We start from the raw sequence: 16,370 nt of genomic DNA on the forward strand, positions 1-16,370 counted from the left end.
TAAGCACAGCGACCTCCAAACTTCATGCGCAACTCTGCACGTTGTTTTTTCGTCAGTGCCATCTCACTCCCCCTTCACGCCAATGCCAGCGGCGTGAAGAACTTTTATAATTTCGTCTCGCATATATTCAGCACCTTTTTGCATGCCGTATCCGTCTGATGGTTCAAGGCAAAGTTTAAGTGTTTCATATTGGAGTGGAGCGACCGGCAACTTCACGCTAAAAATCATCCCCTCCAGTTCTGCTATGCGCTTCTCTGCGGCTTCCAGTGCACAATTAAGATTGGCAATATGCTTGCGCAATACGCGGGCATAGTGAGTGCTGACAGCTGGTTGTTCGCTGATTCTTTTCAGTTCCAGTAGAGCCGATTCGAGTTCTTCCGGGTTCAGCACCTGTTTGTTGAGTGCTGTCATTGGGCTGCCTCCCAGCAGATTTGAACCGCATAACTGCTTTTCACTCGCTTCACTGCACCGAGAGCCTCAAGATTTTTCAGGCGGCGCAGTACATACGCTGTCTTGATGCCTTTGTAGTTATCGCGTAAGCAGTGAGTGACCACATAGGTCATGCAATTTCCATGGTCACGAAGTACCTGGATGATTTCCTCATCGGTTGGTTTTCTCACAGCGCGGCTCCTTTGCGAAGCTGGGCGGCGAACTCGTTGAGCGATATGTAGCAATCTCCGAATGTTAACGAACCGCTCGACTGCATATGCTCCATAGCCGCATCCACACCCTGCGCCCGCACTTCAGCCAGGAAAGCATCGGTAGCTGGCATAAACAATGCTGATTTAGCATCAAACATAAGTGATTTTGCGGGGTTGATTGACTTCTCTTCTGGAGAAATACCACTCATTGCAAATTGATTGACCATGCGTTCAACCACTTCACGCAATGCTGCATTGTCTACAGCCAGGGCCTCGCTATGCGTATTCTGCTTTTCATTCTCCGCCGCCAGCTCCCTGCACTTGCTCTCGGCGTTAGCGAGCTGCACTGCCATGTCTGTGAGTTGCAGTTCAAGATTGTGAATAGTCGCGTCTGCTGCCCGGAACTCGCGTTGGGATTCTTCGAGTTGCAGTTCCAGTTCTTCAATTCCTGCCTTTGCAATGTCACTGGCCTTTTCAACTACACCCATTAGCTCGTTAATTGCAGTCAGTTTTGATTGCTGCAATGCACATTTTTGCTCTAATTCTTCGTATGTCGGTTTCATAATCCTACCCTCATAAAAAAGGCCCGCTAAGCAGGCCTGTTAATCGATTATTTGTGATTCCCACTTTCCGCAATGGGAGCATTGCATTCGCAATACGACACAAATCCTTGTCGGTATTTTGCTTTCCTCGTCAGAGAAAAAGTGCCGCTCACGTTTCTCTATGATTTGCCATTGGTGCATGCCGAAGAAGCACTTCCAGTTTCGTGTATCGCTCACCATTTCCTCCGGGCATAAAAAAGGCCGACTATCACGGCCACACTTGCAGATAGCTCTGCTATGTAAGGTTCAGTCATGGCGCTATAACCTATCTCAATCTCTGATTGATAAGTTCACGAGACTTACTTCTAGTAAGTTCTGTCCTGTAATCGAATTTTGGCATGATCTCTTTTGTCGAATTGATGTAAACATACCGAGGTTTAACTGATGCCTTTCTGCAAAAATCGCATAATGGCTCATCTGGAAGCGGTTCAAATCCTGAGTAATGAACTGTCCTGCCACATCCATAACATTGCTTCAGAACAGTCACGCACATTGCCTGACCTCCTTTAATCTCTGGTTGATGAATGCAGTCAGATGGTTAGCGCAGCCAAATACAAACGGTGCTGATTTGCTGTATACCCACAGCTTGCGATGACCATGCCATTCCCTGTGCAATTCGCCCTGCTTATTCAGCGAAATCAAAATCTGTGTGACCGTTGTTTTGTCCAGTCCAGTAATGTCAGAAACCTCGCCAGACGTTGCGCTCATTCCGTCTTCGAAATAATCCAGAACAGCTTTCACGCGCTGATTATGTAAATCAGTAAGCCGGTAGTGATTAACCTTGTTGGTGACGCTGTGGATTTCTAACTGGCCTGATTCGAGGAGGTCGCGCACAACCTGATTAATGCGGTTTACTGGTAATTTTGTTACTGCGATGAGTTCTTTCTTTGATGCTGGCTTGTGTGTTTCAAGGTAAGTGATGATTTTGTCTTTAGCGTTCATACGTCTGCTCCTTTGGCATAACGCTTTCCAGTTGAAGGCTTGCTGGTTGAAATCATGCGGGCCTCATCCTGATCGCATGGCATGAAGTGACCGTTAACGAATCGCTGATACACAGTTCCAAGCGAGCCAAAACGGTTTTTGGTAACGATGATTTCTGCAAACTTCGCTGCGGGGCTATGCTCGTCGTATACCGCTTCTCGATAGAGCATGATGATGCAGTCAGCGTCCTGCTCTACGCTTCCTGAGTCGCGCAAATCTGCGTTAACCGGTCGCTTGTTAGGCCGCTTCTCAACTTCACGGGATAACTGGCTGAGGGAGATAACTGGCGTCTTCAGGTCTTTAGCCATCGCCTTCAGGCTGCCAGAGATGTGCGCTATAGCCAGGTCATTTCGCTCTGCTTTTGGCTTCTCAATCAGGCCAAGGTAGTCAACCATGATGAGTGATAGCGCCGGGTTTTCCTGTTTGTGACGTTCGGCAATGCTGCGGATTTCTTCGACTGTCAGCTTGGATGCGTCAACCATCCAGACATCGAGGTCTTTCAGGTGACATATGGCGTTGTAGACTCTTGCCCATCCTTCGTCGTCCATGTTTGCCGGGTTGCGCAGAACACTGACCGACATGTTTTCTCGCCCTGCAATGCTTCGCTCGGCGATCTGCAGGTTGCTCATCTCCATGCTGAAAATCAGTACCCCGCGCAGGGTGTCAGTACCCGGCAGTGGTCGACTCGCCACGCCTTCAGCAATCTTCAGCGACAGTTCCGTTTTACCCATACCAGGACGGGCAGCGATAATCACCAAATCCTCGGCATTCATGCCGCCGGTAATCGCGTCCAGTTCGTCGATACCTGTTTTCATGGTGTCCGACTCTTCGCCGTTTTTAAGCCTGTTCTCCAGCGTTTCCGCATAGTCATTCAGGACTTCACCCAACCGAACTGGCTTAACCTCGCCTTTTGGCTTCCTGATGGTGCTCAGGCGACGCATTAGCTCGTCCATTGCCGATGCTGCTCCGTCCAGCGTTCCGTTGCTCACGTCGCCGCGTAACTCGTCTATGGCATGCAGGAACAATCGGCGCTGATACTGGTCAGCCAGCATATCTGCGTAACCAGTCAGGTTTGCAGCGCTGGGGCATGCTCTGGCAGTCATCATCACATCGGTAGCATGCTGATCCCCGCATTCCTCAGCGACCATCAGAGCGTCAATCAGTTTGCGATTTCTGGCTTGCTTGCGGATCACCTCAAAGGCTTTCCGGTAGAGTGGGATGGTGAACGCTTCAGCATCAATCCGGGCGAGAACGTCAGTTGCCGCCGGGGTGAGTCCGCCGAGAAGTAACCCGCCAATCACGCTGGCCTCGATATCCTGTCTCATAGTGTTCCCTCACGAATTGCCACCAGAACTTTCGGGCGAAGTAGGTAATCAAAATTTGCCACCCAGTCGCGATCGTTATCACCGAAATGGAATGGTCTTGCAGCTGCCATGAACGCTTTCACGTAGGCGCGGAATCCGTCGATGTTTTTGGTGGCGAGAGAGTTAACCAGTTTGCGGATTTTGCGCTGGCGTTCTTCGTTGGCCTCGACAGCGTGAGGGAGTCTATCGCCGACAATCTCGTTGTAGACGGAGAGATACTCGTCGTAATCGAACTTCACTGGTTTTCGCTTTTCAGGTTTAACCAGTTCGCGGTCATCGCCAGATGACTGTGTGTTTTCTTTCTTTTCTTTCTTTTGAATAGTTTCTTTTGTGTTTAGCTGAGTTGGCTTATACCCATTAGCTAAGTTGGCTAATGTTTTATTAGCTGTTTTGGCTAATGATTCGCTAACTTGGCTAATCTCAAAATTCCACTCAGAAATCACCTTGTTTACGCCAATTGCCTGACCGTTTGTCACGATGATGTTCATGGCGATCATCTCGTTCTTGGCCTTACAAACATGCGTGTGGTGAATGCCGGTCATCATCGCTATCTGAGTATTGGTAATGCGGTCGAACTTTTTGCCGAACCCGTAAGTTTTGCGAATCACCGCCAGAACAACCTTCAGCTGGCGAGCCGTTAAATCGGCAGCCATAACCGCTTCCAGCAGCTCGTTAGCGATGCGGGTATACCCATCATCGAGATCTGCCACCTGACGCTCCACGGCCGCCAGAATCGGCCTGATTGGTGTAACTGTTGCTAGGTTACTCATGACCGTTCTCCTTACGTTTGAATTCTTCCAGAATGGCTCTCAGCTTTGTACCGACAGCCGGGTTACAGGATTTGATGAACCGGTCACGAGCAATATTTTTATGTACTGACGCCTGGTAAAAACGAGTTTTCTTAGGCATAATTACTCCTGTGAATTGATCCAGTTATTCGGCTAGAATTTCATGGTTATCTGATCAGAACGCTCTGTTACCGCAGGGCGTTTTTTCTTTGTGAGCACCGCAGCTACTTCTCTTGCCAACCGCGCCATATCGTCATCAACGACACCCCATTCCAGAACTGCCAGCAGCATTGCCATCTTCGGCAGCCACGTTTCTTTCCAGCGGGTTATCTGTGCCTTATCGACGCCAATCTCTTTAGCTACGTTGTTGCCACCTTTCATGGCGATACGGTTAAGCAACCAGGACTCAATGCGACGGGCATTGACCTTGTTGCGGTTAATTGAGTTTTCCATTTGTTAAATTCCTTGGTGTTGAAATAGTTAATGTGCATCCTGTGATGCGTAGTTGTTATCTCCACAAGGGCGGAGAGGATGAGCAGCAATGTTAAAGAGCGGTATTTCTTATTTTTGAATTAGTGCTGAGCTTGGCGACTGTCGCCGAAGAGCAGCCATTCCGGATCGCACTTAAGCGCACGAGCCAACTCAACCAAATAACGTGGACGCTTCGTTGTCCCTGCCTCGATGGCCTGAAGGGACTGCTGTTTCATTCCTGCCAATGTTGCCAGCTGGGATTGAGACAGATTCATCTCTTCACGTTTTTGTTTGAGGCGCTGAGAAATTGTTTCCATATCACCTCCACAGTTTTATCTGTATTCTGTGACAGTTATTTCTGTTTGTCAATTACAGTTTTAGCTGTGACTATCAAGGCACACAGAAAGAGGTATTTATGAGCCTTGCAGAACGAGTAAAACAAAAAAGAATTGAGCTCGGATTGACGCAGACAGAGGCGGCTGAGAAGGCCGGGATCCGTCAGCAGTCATGGCAGAGCATTGAAGACGGGAAAACTCTCAAGCCACGGAATATAATTGGTATAGCCAAGGCATTGCGTTGTGATGCTGACTGGTTGATGAACGGTGGCGCATTTATGCCAATAGCCGAAGTGAACAGCAGGAGAGTTCCTTTGATTAGTTATGTGCAAGCTGGGGCCTTAGCTGAGAAGAACCCAATAGAGGCCTTCGATGGCAGCTTAGAGTACATCCTTACCGATCTTGATTTGTCAGAGCACAGTTTTGCCCTGCGCATTGAAGGTGATTCCATGGAACCAGATTTCAAAGCTGGTGATGTGATTATCGTCGATCCTGAAGTTGAGCCGGTTCCTGGTGAATTCGTAGTGGCTAAAAATGGTGGTGATCAGGCCACATTCAAAAAGTACCGCCCTACTTTTACTGATATGAATGGATGTCAGCACTTTGAACTTGTTCCATTGAACGATGATTACCCTGTAATTAACAGCAGCATCCAGCCCCTGACAATCATCGGTGTGATGATTGAACACAGAATTTATCGACGCAAGCGCTAGCACCACATGCCATCACCGAAAGAACCGGCTTAGGCCGGTTTTTTTACGCCTATACAAAAAATAAATCTCAATATTTTACAGATACATATGTTATCCATAAAAATTAATACAGTTTTATCTGTTGACGATAATACAGTTTTATCTGTATCTTTATCCCATCAGCAGGAAGCACCACCGAGACACGGAACGAAGTCTCAGCTCTTTAACACTGATGGGGTTACTTCTCCCGCCCTTGTGGGAGACCAAAGGAAGTTGCTTTGGAGTGTGACGAAATGCAGCTGCATAGACAGCAACTCAGAAGATAAGCACCTGAGCGTCACACCCTAAAGCAACCACTGGAGGACATATGACCAAATTTATCGCAAGCAACAGCGTTACACGGCGTTATCTGAAACGTGGCGAGCTGATGGCTAAACGACGCGCTGAGGCTGCTCAGAACGCGTTACAGGGAGTTAAGCATGACACGAGTCGCGTCGACCGGGCCACTTCGCTCGGTAGTCTGCGTGACAGCAATACAGGCGGATCTGCATGTTTGCCGGATGTTGCGCTATACGCCGCCGGTCATCGCAGCAGCAAATCGGTTACGGCGCGTTAATTAACTTATGAGGTGAGGCAATGGCAAAAATAACATTTGGTTTTTGCGGTGCCGAAAAGGCTCACGCTGTCCAGAAGGGTATTCGTGCGGCGGGATTTAGGACAATAAATACCAGCGATGAACACGGGTTTTATGTTCACGTTATTACTGCAGAAGAAAATAGACAACATATTGAAGATATTAGGAATCACGAACTGGAAGCGTTAAGGGCAAAAGGATGAGCGCCAATGTAGACACTAATCAATGGTGTGGTCAGTTCAATAGGTGCAAAGGATGCAAGCTCGATGCTGAATGCCTGGTTAGGCCGGAGGAAATGGCGCTTGTCATAGAAGATGGTAAATACGTTGACCGGTGGGCAATTAGAACCACGGCGATGATTGCCAGAGAACTTGAAGCACAAAAGCAACAGGCTGCCAGTTAGGCGGCCTTTTTATTAGCTCACGATACAAACAGAGGGTAAGTCGATGGTGACTGTCGCAATTCGAAAAGTTTGGTTCTCCCCTTCCCGCGGTCGCCACTTTCTGACCAGAAAGGCCGCAGTGAGAGCAGAGGCTCACGCCAAGATACTTGCTAAGCATCCGATCGAGAAAACTTATTACGAGAATGGCGGGCTATGTGACCCTGGATATTCGATTCAATTCGACGAACCAGAGCGATACACAAAAATGCTCCGCAGGATGATGAGAATAATCGATAAACACACCGAGAGATAAGCCGCCTAGTGCGGCTTTTTTCATACCTCAGCGGCTTCTCAGAGGACGCTTAGTTATGAATGGCGGCTATCCACCGCTTACCAACATTCTGCATTAATAAGGTTTGCATGCAGAGGTCTTTAGCTCAGCGGCGCGGCTTAAGCGCGGAGATGATTATGAAATACACCATGAAAGTTTACGCTAGCTCTCCTGAATATGGCGCCTACCTTAAAAGCCGCTTTGGTGGCGACAAAAGGGGTCAGTCATTTGAATGGGCCGGTCACCGCTGGGCGTACGAAGTCACCAGCTTTGACGACGATGGTGATTACGATCTGCTTTACCGGTTTGATGACAAACCATATCCAGAATATGTTTCAGTCACTACAGATGACATGACGATCCGTGACTACTTCGCGGCAAAGGCTATGGCAGCCATTGTGCGCAGATGGGACGGGTATTCGTTTGGAGGCGGACCGGAATCACCACAGTACAAAGAATTAGCTGAAGATGCGTATTACATTGCTGACGCAATGCTTCGCGCCAGGGAGGAATCATGACAGTCACCCACAACGGCAAGCAGGACCACGCATCAAAACTCAACGACAACGAGTGGCAACTCTCATCAGTCGATAAACCTCGCGAGAAAATCACAATGAACCGCTGGCAGATGCACATTGCCGGTTTATTGCAGCAGGTGGAGGGTAAATCATGATTTCACATTACGGAACGACACCAATGATTCGCCAGTGCGTAATGCCTGGAATGATGGCGCTTCACGAGGGCCGCACCTATCGCGTTTCAGCAGTCATCCAGGAGAGAAAATGGGTGTACCTGCACACCGATGCAGAGATTATCCGACTCACTGACTGCGTAATTGACGTCCTTCTCGACGGACGCGGCAACCCTATCCAGCACTAATTCCACACCATTCCCCCTACTCGTCCGGCTATCGCAGACGGGAAGCGCACAACCAAATTTCAGGAGAGACCATGAGTGAAGTAACGGATTTAGTCGTTATCGAAAAATCGAGTGCAATGGCTGTATTCACCAATAACGAGCAACTCGATCCCATCATTGAAAAAATCGAGAAAGAAGCTCGCAGCCTGGTACCGGATGTATCTACCAAGAAAGGTCGTGATGCTATCGCGTCAATGGCTCACAAGGTCGCGCGTTCCAAAACGTATATCGACAACGCTGGTAAAGACCTTGTAGCAGAACTGAAAGCGCTGCCAAAGCAGATTGATGAGAGTCGCCGCATTGTTCGTGAACGTCTTGACGCGCTGAAAGATGAAGTGCGCCGACCGCTAACCGAGTGGGAAGCAGAACAGGAACGAATTAAGGCAGAGGAGGCCGCCAAGATTAAAGCAGAGGAAGATCGTAAGCAGCTCGAGTCAGACCATGAAATTGCTTTGCTCATGAACGAAAAACATGACCGTGAAGCCAAAGAAAAAGCAGAAGAAGCAGAACGCCAGCGCATTGCTCACGAAGAGGAATTGAAGCGTCAAGCAGCAGAACAGGCAAAGCGCGAAGCCGAAGAGAAAGCTGCGGCTGAACTGGCAGCGGCGAAGAAGCGTGAAGAGGATGCGATTGCAGCAAAAGCTCAGGCTGAATTACTGGCTAAGCAAGCACAAGAACGCGCAGAGCAGGAAGCAAAAGACGCCGCGGCGAAAGCTGAAGCAGAGAAGAAAGCAGCCATTGAAGCGGAACAGCGTAAAGCTCAGGAAGAAGCAGATCGCATTAAGCGTGAAGCTGAGGAGAAAGAAGCTGCCCGTCTTGCGGAAGAGAAGCGTATCTCTGACGAGAAGGCAAAGCGTGAAGCTGACGTGAAGCATCGCAAGGCCGTCGGCACTGAAATCGTAAACGCACTCACTGCCAATACCAGCATCTCACGTGATCAGGCGATCGAAGTCCTGAAAGCGCTGATGGATGGCCTGGTACCGAGAACTCAAATTAACTACTGAGGTGCATATGAAACTGAAACTCAAATATGACCACGCTCACGGATATCTGGACAGTCAGCGCAATCAGGTCCTGGAGCTTGATGGTGTGACGCTTGATGGGACAGTAGACACACGAGAAGTCCTCCTGCAGTTAGACGGCGCTGTAGTTCTCGAATGGCTTACTGAACAGGGTTATGTAATCACACATCAGGAGCAAGCGGCATGAGCGTTGCAGAGCGATGGGGTGATGATGCTTTCATCCGGCTTATGTCTGATGTGATTCCCGTTGCTCCAGATGAAAGAGATGAGCCGGTTAACCTGGCTGCTGAGCGACAGAATCCGATTATCAGCATGGACGAATTTGCGGGGGATTTTACATGAATCTGGATCAGTTAGATGCGCCATTTGCGAGTGAAGATATTGAATGGCGCATTCAGCAGGCGGGGAAAAATAATAACGGTATCTGGGCAAAAGTGCTGGCCTACGTAACCAACAGGGCAATCATGAAGCGCCTTGATGAGGTATGTGGTAAGGCTGGATGGCGTAACGAGTATCGAGATATCCCGAACAATGGAGGGGTTGAGTGCGGTATTTCCATCAAAGTTGATGGAGAGTGGATCACCAAGTGGGACGCAGCAGAAAACACGCAAGTAGAAGCGGTTAAAGGTGGTCGCTCAGGAGCTATGAAGCGTGCAGCTGTCCAGTGGGGTATCGGGCGTTACCTCTACAACCTGGAGGAAGGCTTCGCCATTGTATCGGCACAGCGGGCACCAGGATTCCATTATGCCAAGTCAAAAGAGGCTGGCGTGTTTTACTGGAAACCGCCTGCCCTCCCAGCCTGGGCATTACCTGACGGATCAGTTGTTCATCAACCAGAACCACAGTCACCAGAGTCAATAAACGAGTCTGAACCACCTCAAGACGTGGATGCTGACAAGGTGCTCGCCGATTTCTCCCAATATGCAAGCAAAGAAAACGACGGCGTGAAATTGAAAGCTCGTTATGAAGAAACGTGGAAGTTGTTAAGCGGATTTGCTGAGCATCAGGCGAAATGCAAAGACGTTACCGGCATTCGAATCAGAGAACTCAAACAGGCGGCATAACCGCCTCTCCTATCTAACAGCGGGCGGCATCGCCGTTATCGATATGACCCCAGAAACTATCCTCAGCATTCTGCGCAAGGACGCGCGGAACAACATCACTTCGTTCCATAGATGGAAAACTTCAGCAGGCGCACTAAGCCACTCAGAAGGAATTACCCTCAATTACCACGAGCCATATTATGAGGGATGGGCCCCTAACTTAGAGATGCAACAAACATTCATCTCGGGCCCGGCGCTGGACCAGATACAACAACACCTGATCGCTGAGGAATGGGGAAACGGAACGATCGGCGGCTGTGTGTATCGCCTTAAGGAGAGCCAATGAGCGAACTTTGGCAACCCTTTGAAAACCTGTTTCTGCACGAGGTTGGGATGAAGATGTCCCGCTCAGAAATAGCAGAAAAGCTTGAGCGTTCCGAATCGGCAGTCGCTCGCCAGGCATCACGTATCGGCGCACCACTTATCAGCAAGATGACCGGCAGACCATGGACCCCAGCCGAGCTTCATCTCTTTGGTCTGTTCTCAGAGGAAGAGATAGCCAAGGCAACCGGTCGAACAATTTACTCAGTCAGAAGCAAGCGTGACGCGCTGGCCCGCTACGGAGGATTAACTATGCGTGAATGGTCAACGGAAGAGTTAGCGATTCTCATGCGCTACACCAACGCAGAAGTAGCAGAGATTACCGGTAGGAGTATCGAAGAGGTCGGAGATAAGCGGCTGCAAACCAATAATGAGCGTAATGGCTGGGATGTAAACGATCCGGAGCGGGAGGAATCATGACTGATTACACCGGCAGCAATACACCAGCAGATCAGCGAGACCTCTGGCGCACTCCCCCAGCCCTTTTCTCTTCCCTTGATGCTGAGTTTTGCTTCCAACTGGATGCCGCCGCGGCGTCTCATAACGCACTGTGCCGGAAGTTCATCACCGCCGAGCAGAATACACTGGAGACTCCCTGGGCTGATTACCTGAGTGTACCTGGCTACGTCTGGATGAACCCGCCATACAGCGACATCACACCGTTCGTTAAGAAGGCCGCTACCGAAAGCGCAAATCAGATCGGCACGGTCATGCTGGTTCCGGCAGACACATCGGTTGGCTGGTTTAAGGAGGCTATCCAGACCGCCAGCGAGGTTCGCTTCATCACCGCCGGGCGGCTGGCATTTATCAACCCGGTAACCGGTAAGCCGGTAAGCGGCAACAATAAAGGGTCGATGCTCATCATCTGGCGACCATACCCGCGTACACACTGCCACTTCGCAACTGTGGAACGGGACGAACTGATGGCTTTCGGGGCGAAACTTCTCGCCCGCCGGGAGGCCGCATGACGCCAGAAACAGACAACGCCATCCGCGCCGCCTGCCGCCGCTGCACCGAGGAAATACAGCAGGCCATGCGAAAGAGACCAAAGCCAAATTGGAACGAAACGGTGCCTCCCATCATCAACAAGCATCACAAGAAAATTGAAGCTCTGGGAGTTAGCCTCCTGGAGTTCGTCGTCAAAACTGGCCGCCTTAACGGGCGGTTTGGAGCCGAACAATGACAACAAAAAAATGGGGTCATAACGAGCTTGCTCATGACCTTGCAGAGCATTTGCGCCAGAACACAGCGCGCATCTGCTGGGAGGACATGCAGCTAGGGCCCGCCGGAACGTGCCGACCTGATGTCTACTCTATTGCTCACAGCTACAGCAAGTTCTGCCCTGTCGTCTATGAGGTCAAAGTCAGCGTAAGTGATTTCCGGGCTGACGTTACAGCAGGCAAATACACCAAATACTTCAACTACGCAGGCGGCGTTGTTTTTGCAGTTCCTGAAGGCATGCTCAAGAAAAGCGACATCCCAGATGGTTGTGGCTTGATGATCCGGAAGGGAACTGGATGGCATACCCTCAAGGGGCCGACAATGCGCCAGATTGATACCCTTCCTCGCGATGCCTGGATGAAGCTGCTTATGGATGGCATGACCCGGCAGGCAGAAAGAACCAAAATAAAAAGCCGCGTAATCAATACCTACCTCAGCGACCAAAAACTAATGAAGCGACATGGCAATGAAATCGCCGATCTTGTTTGTCGAGCACATCGGTCTAAGGAGCGCCTTGAGCAGCATATTAGGGATAACGATGAAAGGCTGAAGAACCTGCGCCAAGAAAGTGAAGAGGAGTTGCAACGCCGACGTAAGCGCCGGGAGGAATCGGAGGAAAGGTTAACCGACGCTCAGCAAGATCTGGCGAAAGCGCTTGGCCTCGACCCGAATGTCCCTATGTATGTTCTTACAAGGACGCTATGGGAAGCAACGCGCCGACTCACCGAGGATGAAGAGATTAAGAGGTTGCGAGGAATATTGTCCAACCTTGAGCGCACGTTGAATGACGGTCTGAAACCATTACCCGGGGAGAAAGCCGCATGAACAAAGCCTCGCCCGTTGATTTGAGGAAGAGCCTCGAAATTGCCAATAACCTCGCGCAAATCGGGATTCGCTTTGTGCCGATCCCGGTGGTGACCGAAGAAGAATTCCAGACGCTGTCCGCCGAGCTATCGCGACGGCTTGAGCAGATGGCAGTCGAAGCCGAGAAGAATGATGGCGGTGCAGCATGACGGCACTAATCACCCAGGAGCTTAAAGCTCCTTTTTTATTGCTGGCGTTCACCTTCAACCGAATTAACCGACAGTTCATGGAGCACTGATTATGAGCTTCGAATACATCAATTCTCAGTATGGAGTTAACGCCTGTGTCGGTCGCCGGGTGGTGGCTTATGGCGAGCCAGGTACGATTGTTCGTGATTTCGGTCACTACATTGGAGTTGTGCTGGACACTGCTCCATACCACTCACCGGAACGTTACCACCCCACTGACGGCATCGTGTACGGCGAAGTCGTGGAGTATACGCCGCCTAAAATGACGGCTCGTAAGCATAAAGCTAAATGCAATTATCAGGAGTTTCTTGATGCTGATAGTGGTCATGATTTTCATGAGTGGCTTGGAATAAACAGGCCGCAGGTTGACTACGACAGCAACGGAAATTGCAGGATGTACAGGATAGGAAATTATCGCGATGTGAGCATTTACGGCGAGTGGAAGCCAACCAAAAAAGAAGCGAAGGCCAGTTACAAAGAGAAATTGCGGAAGAGTAAGGAGGGTATCAACTATGACTTCTGAAATCATCGATCAGGCCAGCGCTCTCGAAGAGATGATGCGCGACCATGCTATTCGGGATCACAGACTCAACCACTCAGCAGTATCAGCAACGCACTGTGAGGAATGCGGTGACAATTTGCCGGAGGCTCGCCGGAAAGCGTATCCGGGATGCACGATGTGCGTCGAGTGCCAGGGTGAGATGGAATTGCGTAAGAAGATTGGGAGGATGTGATGGATTACAGCAAGCTGAGTGATTGGGAGGTTAGCGTCAGGCTGGCATATTTCCTCAAGCCAAAATACAGCGCCACCATTAACCAGCATGAAACTACCGGAGCCAATCTGTCATGGAACTGGCTCAACACAGTACAGAATACCGGTTATTTCCCGCTTCGTCGTGCTGAAGAGCTTTTCCCGGTAATGAAGAAACACCGGATCGGACTTTCCCCATCAGGTAAGACGGTATGGCAGGCATCCCACGAATCTGGAATTAGTGTTATCCATCGTAACCCACTTCGCGCCGTGGCAATCGTCTACCTCCTTTTGCAGGAGTCACTCAATGTTCCAGCTAATTCAACGGGGTCAGATATACGCTGACCATCACGGTTGGCCCGTCATCATCCACAGCTGCACATCACAGATAGTCCGCTACTGGCGACATGGCCGGATCAACACCGCTTCAATCGACCGCTTTAATAACGATTTCGAGCACCTCGACCCACACGAGGCGGCACATATACGCGCCGAACTTGAAACAGCAGAACACTTAAAACGCCTCCGCGCTATGCGGGCGGCATGAGGAATAACAATGCCTAATCACGTTACAAATCGCCTGACAATCACAGGTGACGAACAGTCTTTGTCTGAACTTTTTAATGCCTGCTTCCGTAAACAAAAACGCGAGATACCTGACTTCTGGTATGAAAAGGCAAATGATTTAAACGCCGACACGGAGAGCCGCAAAGAATGGTCTGATCGCATCGCTGAGCAGGAAGCTCAAGAACCATATGACGTATTCGATTTCGAACTGATCATCCCAGTACCGGCTTTTATATCAAGAGGTAATCTGAGCTTTGGTAGTAGAGAGGAAAAAACCGGTCGCAACTGGAGCAAGTTTAACCCTGAAAGATGGGGAACCAAGTGGAATGCCTACGACATGTCCATTGTCGAGCACACCGAATCGAAGTTAGTGATCAAATTCGATACCGCCTGGAATATCCCTGAGCCTGTTATCAAAGAGCTTGTTACCTGGTTCCCTGAATTGATGTTCTTTCATGAATTTTATGACGAAGGTGGATGGTTCTTTGGCGACAGAACTTATCAGGCTGGAGAGCTGGCAATAGACCGTTATATCAATGGTGATGATCGTAAAAAACATCACGAACTGGAGAAACGCCTGAGTATTGAGCTAAAGGGATGGGATCCAGACTCTGACGAAGATTGCGACGACGAATGACGCAACTGATAGCCAGTTATGAGCTGGCTATTGGGTGCGAATGCACTGCCACGTTATCCCCCATTTGCCCGGTTCGCCCGGGCTTCTTTTTGCCTGGAAAAAAGCATGCAAACAAAAATCAGCATTCAGCCGGTTCTGGTTAACCGTGAGCGCGTTCAGGAGATGCTTGGTGGTATTTCCAGAACCACGTTCTATCGTAAGCGCAAACAGTGGGAAGAATCTGGCACCCCATTCCCGCAGGAAGTGGAAGAAATCCACCCGCCGAAAGGTGGTGCTCTATTCCGCTATGTAGAAGTTATTCAGTTCTGCAAAGATAAAGGACTGTTGGCAGCACACGTCTGAATCTTATCAGCCCACAACTCCGCTGCTGCCTGCTGCTCGGGGATGTAATCATACTGGTCATAAACAGCCAGCATCCCCGTTAACTTATGCCCGAGAATCTTCTCTGATACGTGAGGCGCAACACCAAGCTCAGCCATCTTTGTTTTGCACGTTCTGCGCAGGTCGTGCAGAGACCAGTGCTCCCCACCCATAACCTCTTCCACCTGTCCCGCGATGGAAATTAATGTACTGGCTGACATAGGCCTGTCCACCTGTAGCTTAGCCGGTGGAAACACGATTGACTGATCGGGGTACACATCAAAAACCTTCTGTAGATAATCGGCTGTCAGTTGAGAAATCCCTCGCACAAAGCGCTTACGCGTTTTCGAGTTTTCTTTCGGTATAACCCATTCCCTCGCCTTCAGGTCAAAGTCACCCTTCCTTGCTAATCTCAATTCAACGCCTCGGCAGCCGGTAAGCGCCACAATGCGGATCAGCATTTTGTTTTGCCATGACATCTTGGTTTTATCGATAGCATTCCAGAAGACGCCTATCTCATCATCATTCAGAAATCTCTCCCCGTCATCCGGGCGGCTACCGACATCATTAATTTCGAGTAACATTAGCGAATTTGAAGTTATACGTTTTCGGCGCAGCGCATAGCGGATCACCTGCTTCATCTTCACCAGAACGTTTCCGGCCTGAACCGGAGAACCACCTTTCGTTATGCGCAGGAATATCTGCTCCCATTCAACGGGACTCATCTCATCTGCTATCAGTCGCCCATAATGGTCTGTAACGTGAAGCTTCAGCATCCGCTTCCAGTATTCGTACTTCACCATCTCTTTCACTGATGGTGTTTCAAGCCACTCATCAACGAGGGTGCTTATGCTTGGTGAGTTGGATACGATGTCCCTGGCTTTCTTCCGTTGCATTGCCGGGTCGCGTCCCTCTTCCAACCAGCCCTTGCATTCCTCCATCGCGTCACGGGCTTCTTTGATCGACATCTTGCCGTAAGTGCCAAGTTTTAGCCGGGCCGGTTTACCGTTGAAGCGATAGCGGTACTGAAAGGTGATAAGTCCCTTTGGGCTGATCCTGGCAGAAAGTCCACCACCGTCAGCTATCTCCTCTGGTCCATCATATGGCTTGCCAGCTATACGCCTGAGCTTGGTATCGTTGAGAGGCATGCTTGTCCCTGTTCAGCTTTGTCGGAATTGGTACACGATTTGGTACACA

Annotated in this window: 32 protein-coding genes and 1 pseudogene; 22 read left to right on the top strand and 11 right to left on the bottom strand. The window is 49.9% G+C overall.

Annotated elements, in window-relative coordinates; translation table 11 throughout:
- From FDX11_RS08960 to FDX11_RS09010, 10 genes and pseudogenes are all read right to left on the bottom strand, one after another.
- A pseudogene (locus FDX11_RS08960) lies at positions 1 to 62 on the bottom strand (HNH endonuclease); the annotation flags it as partial.
- Between the two features lies 1 nt (position 63).
- Entirely contained in the window at positions 64 to 411 is a 348-nt protein-coding gene (locus FDX11_RS08965) for a hypothetical protein (protein WP_137397771.1), read from the bottom strand.
- On the bottom strand, positions 408 to 620 hold the full coding sequence (locus FDX11_RS08970) for a hypothetical protein (protein ID WP_137397772.1): 213 nt from the start codon (positions 618 to 620) through the stop codon (positions 408 to 410). The genes FDX11_RS08965 and FDX11_RS08970 overlap by 4 nt, the downstream gene beginning before the upstream one ends.
- Positions 617 to 1,204 carry a hypothetical protein gene (locus FDX11_RS25245; protein ID WP_212734560.1) on the bottom strand — a complete coding sequence of 196 codons (588 nt, stop codon included), beginning with the start codon at positions 1,202 to 1,204 and terminating at the stop codon, positions 617 to 619. Before FDX11_RS25245 ends, FDX11_RS08970 begins: the two co-directional genes overlap by 4 nt.
- Positions 1,205 to 1,726: 522 nt before the next feature.
- The gene (locus FDX11_RS08985) at positions 1,727 to 2,185 is read right to left on the bottom strand and encodes a helix-turn-helix domain-containing protein (protein WP_137397774.1); all 459 of its coding nucleotides are present in this window, start codon (positions 2,183 to 2,185) and stop codon (positions 1,727 to 1,729) included.
- Positions 2,182 to 3,549 (bottom strand): replicative DNA helicase, encoded by a 1,368-nt coding sequence (locus tag FDX11_RS08990; RefSeq protein ID WP_137397775.1) that lies wholly within the window; start codon positions 3,547 to 3,549, stop codon positions 2,182 to 2,184. Before FDX11_RS08990 ends, FDX11_RS08985 begins: the two co-directional genes overlap by 4 nt.
- Complete coding sequence (locus FDX11_RS08995; protein ID WP_137397776.1) at positions 3,546 to 4,358, bottom strand: replication protein; 813 nt, start codon at positions 4,356 to 4,358, stop codon at positions 3,546 to 3,548. Before FDX11_RS08995 ends, FDX11_RS08990 begins: the two co-directional genes overlap by 4 nt.
- The gene (locus FDX11_RS09000) at positions 4,351 to 4,497 is read right to left on the bottom strand and encodes a DUF2740 family protein (protein ID WP_133085964.1); all 147 of its coding nucleotides are present in this window, start codon (positions 4,495 to 4,497) and stop codon (positions 4,351 to 4,353) included. Before FDX11_RS09000 ends, FDX11_RS08995 begins: the two co-directional genes overlap by 8 nt.
- A gap of 32 nt (positions 4,498 to 4,529) precedes the next feature.
- A complete protein-coding gene (locus FDX11_RS09005; RefSeq protein WP_137397777.1) occupies positions 4,530 to 4,829 on the bottom strand; it encodes a CII family transcriptional regulator in 300 nt (99 codons plus the stop codon).
- A gap of 119 nt (positions 4,830 to 4,948) precedes the next feature.
- Entirely contained in the window at positions 4,949 to 5,164 is a 216-nt protein-coding gene (locus FDX11_RS09010; protein ID WP_048220906.1) for a helix-turn-helix domain-containing protein, read from the bottom strand.
- A 98-nt stretch (positions 5,165 to 5,262) separates the two neighbouring features.
- Between FDX11_RS09010 and FDX11_RS09015 the strand changes: the two genes are divergently transcribed.
- The 22 genes from FDX11_RS09015 (at position 5,263) to FDX11_RS09115 (ending at position 15,155) form a co-directional block, all read left to right on the top strand.
- Positions 5,263 to 5,895 carry a LexA family transcriptional regulator gene (locus tag FDX11_RS09015; protein WP_048220905.1) on the top strand — a complete coding sequence of 211 codons (633 nt, stop codon included), beginning with the start codon at positions 5,263 to 5,265 and terminating at the stop codon, positions 5,893 to 5,895.
- 346 nt (positions 5,896 to 6,241) lie between these two features.
- Entirely contained in the window at positions 6,242 to 6,490 is a 249-nt protein-coding gene (locus FDX11_RS09020) for a hypothetical protein (RefSeq protein ID WP_137397778.1), read from the top strand.
- 20 nt (positions 6,491 to 6,510) lie between these two features.
- Positions 6,511 to 6,711 (top strand): hypothetical protein, encoded by a 201-nt coding sequence (locus FDX11_RS09025; RefSeq protein ID WP_137397779.1) that lies wholly within the window; start codon positions 6,511 to 6,513, stop codon positions 6,709 to 6,711.
- Complete coding sequence (locus FDX11_RS09030; RefSeq protein ID WP_137397780.1) at positions 6,708 to 6,911, top strand: antirestriction Ral family protein; 204 nt, start codon at positions 6,708 to 6,710, stop codon at positions 6,909 to 6,911. The genes FDX11_RS09025 and FDX11_RS09030 overlap by 4 nt, the downstream gene beginning before the upstream one ends.
- Positions 6,912 to 7,358: 447 nt before the next feature.
- Complete coding sequence (locus FDX11_RS09035) at positions 7,359 to 7,739, top strand: hypothetical protein (RefSeq protein WP_137397781.1); 381 nt, start codon at positions 7,359 to 7,361, stop codon at positions 7,737 to 7,739.
- On the top strand, positions 7,736 to 7,894 hold the full coding sequence (locus FDX11_RS25100) for a hypothetical protein (RefSeq protein ID WP_170975598.1): 159 nt from the start codon (positions 7,736 to 7,738) through the stop codon (positions 7,892 to 7,894). The genes FDX11_RS09035 and FDX11_RS25100 overlap by 4 nt, the downstream gene beginning before the upstream one ends.
- A complete protein-coding gene (locus FDX11_RS09040) occupies positions 7,891 to 8,100 on the top strand; it encodes a cell division protein FtsZ (RefSeq protein ID WP_128611476.1) in 210 nt (69 codons plus the stop codon). Before FDX11_RS25100 ends, FDX11_RS09040 begins: the two co-directional genes overlap by 4 nt.
- Positions 8,101 to 8,171: 71 nt before the next feature.
- Positions 8,172 to 9,143: a hypothetical protein gene (locus FDX11_RS09045; protein WP_137397782.1), complete on the top strand. Its 972-nt coding sequence runs from the start codon at positions 8,172 to 8,174 to the stop codon at positions 9,141 to 9,143.
- A 7-nt stretch (positions 9,144 to 9,150) separates the two neighbouring features.
- Positions 9,151 to 9,348, top strand: coding sequence for a hypothetical protein (locus FDX11_RS09050; RefSeq protein WP_137397783.1), 198 nt, complete (start codon positions 9,151 to 9,153; stop codon positions 9,346 to 9,348).
- Positions 9,345 to 9,503 carry a hypothetical protein gene (locus FDX11_RS25105; RefSeq protein ID WP_170975599.1) on the top strand — a complete coding sequence of 53 codons (159 nt, stop codon included), beginning with the start codon at positions 9,345 to 9,347 and terminating at the stop codon, positions 9,501 to 9,503. The genes FDX11_RS09050 and FDX11_RS25105 overlap by 4 nt, the downstream gene beginning before the upstream one ends.
- Positions 9,500 to 10,225: a Rad52/Rad22 family DNA repair protein gene (locus FDX11_RS09055; protein WP_134215759.1), complete on the top strand. Its 726-nt coding sequence runs from the start codon at positions 9,500 to 9,502 to the stop codon at positions 10,223 to 10,225. The genes FDX11_RS25105 and FDX11_RS09055 overlap by 4 nt, the downstream gene beginning before the upstream one ends.
- A gap of 321 nt (positions 10,226 to 10,546) precedes the next feature.
- On the top strand, positions 10,547 to 11,005 hold the full coding sequence (locus FDX11_RS25415; RefSeq protein WP_249360722.1) for a hypothetical protein: 459 nt from the start codon (positions 10,547 to 10,549) through the stop codon (positions 11,003 to 11,005).
- On the top strand, positions 11,002 to 11,553 hold the full coding sequence (locus FDX11_RS09070) for a phage N-6-adenine-methyltransferase (protein ID WP_063162709.1): 552 nt from the start codon (positions 11,002 to 11,004) through the stop codon (positions 11,551 to 11,553). Before FDX11_RS25415 ends, FDX11_RS09070 begins: the two co-directional genes overlap by 4 nt.
- The gene (locus FDX11_RS09075) at positions 11,550 to 11,768 is read left to right on the top strand and encodes a hypothetical protein (RefSeq protein WP_137397784.1); all 219 of its coding nucleotides are present in this window, start codon (positions 11,550 to 11,552) and stop codon (positions 11,766 to 11,768) included. Before FDX11_RS09070 ends, FDX11_RS09075 begins: the two co-directional genes overlap by 4 nt.
- A complete protein-coding gene (locus FDX11_RS09080; protein WP_137397785.1) occupies positions 11,765 to 12,631 on the top strand; it encodes an MmcB family DNA repair protein in 867 nt (288 codons plus the stop codon). The genes FDX11_RS09075 and FDX11_RS09080 overlap by 4 nt, the downstream gene beginning before the upstream one ends.
- On the top strand, positions 12,628 to 12,819 hold the full coding sequence (locus FDX11_RS09085; protein WP_137397786.1) for a DUF1382 family protein: 192 nt from the start codon (positions 12,628 to 12,630) through the stop codon (positions 12,817 to 12,819). The genes FDX11_RS09080 and FDX11_RS09085 overlap by 4 nt, the downstream gene beginning before the upstream one ends.
- A gap of 91 nt (positions 12,820 to 12,910) precedes the next feature.
- Positions 12,911 to 13,381: a hypothetical protein gene (locus FDX11_RS09090; RefSeq protein WP_137397787.1), complete on the top strand. Its 471-nt coding sequence runs from the start codon at positions 12,911 to 12,913 to the stop codon at positions 13,379 to 13,381.
- Positions 13,371 to 13,592 (top strand): TraR/DksA family transcriptional regulator, encoded by a 222-nt coding sequence (locus FDX11_RS09095; protein ID WP_137397788.1) that lies wholly within the window; start codon positions 13,371 to 13,373, stop codon positions 13,590 to 13,592. The genes FDX11_RS09090 and FDX11_RS09095 overlap by 11 nt, the downstream gene beginning before the upstream one ends.
- A complete protein-coding gene (locus FDX11_RS09100) occupies positions 13,592 to 13,954 on the top strand; it encodes a hypothetical protein (RefSeq protein ID WP_137397789.1) in 363 nt (120 codons plus the stop codon). Before FDX11_RS09095 ends, FDX11_RS09100 begins: the two co-directional genes overlap by 1 nt.
- Positions 13,917 to 14,156 carry a DUF4222 domain-containing protein gene (locus tag FDX11_RS09105; RefSeq protein WP_137397790.1) on the top strand — a complete coding sequence of 80 codons (240 nt, stop codon included), beginning with the start codon at positions 13,917 to 13,919 and terminating at the stop codon, positions 14,154 to 14,156. The genes FDX11_RS09100 and FDX11_RS09105 overlap by 38 nt, the downstream gene beginning before the upstream one ends.
- A gap of 9 nt (positions 14,157 to 14,165) precedes the next feature.
- Positions 14,166 to 14,813 (top strand): hypothetical protein, encoded by a 648-nt coding sequence (locus tag FDX11_RS09110; RefSeq protein ID WP_137397791.1) that lies wholly within the window; start codon positions 14,166 to 14,168, stop codon positions 14,811 to 14,813.
- Between the two features lie 105 nt (positions 14,814 to 14,918).
- On the top strand, positions 14,919 to 15,155 hold the full coding sequence (locus FDX11_RS09115; RefSeq protein ID WP_137397792.1) for a helix-turn-helix domain-containing protein: 237 nt from the start codon (positions 14,919 to 14,921) through the stop codon (positions 15,153 to 15,155).
- Here the strand turns inward: FDX11_RS09115 and FDX11_RS09120 are convergent.
- Positions 15,113 to 16,321, bottom strand: coding sequence for a site-specific integrase (locus FDX11_RS09120; RefSeq protein ID WP_137397793.1), 1,209 nt, complete (start codon positions 16,319 to 16,321; stop codon positions 15,113 to 15,115). The genes FDX11_RS09115 and FDX11_RS09120 overlap by 43 nt on opposite strands.
- Between the last annotated feature and the right edge of the window lie 49 nt (positions 16,322 to 16,370).

This window comes from Citrobacter sp. wls714 (assembly GCF_005281025.1).
GTDB lineage: Bacteria > Pseudomonadota > Gammaproteobacteria > Enterobacterales > Enterobacteriaceae > Citrobacter > Citrobacter werkmanii.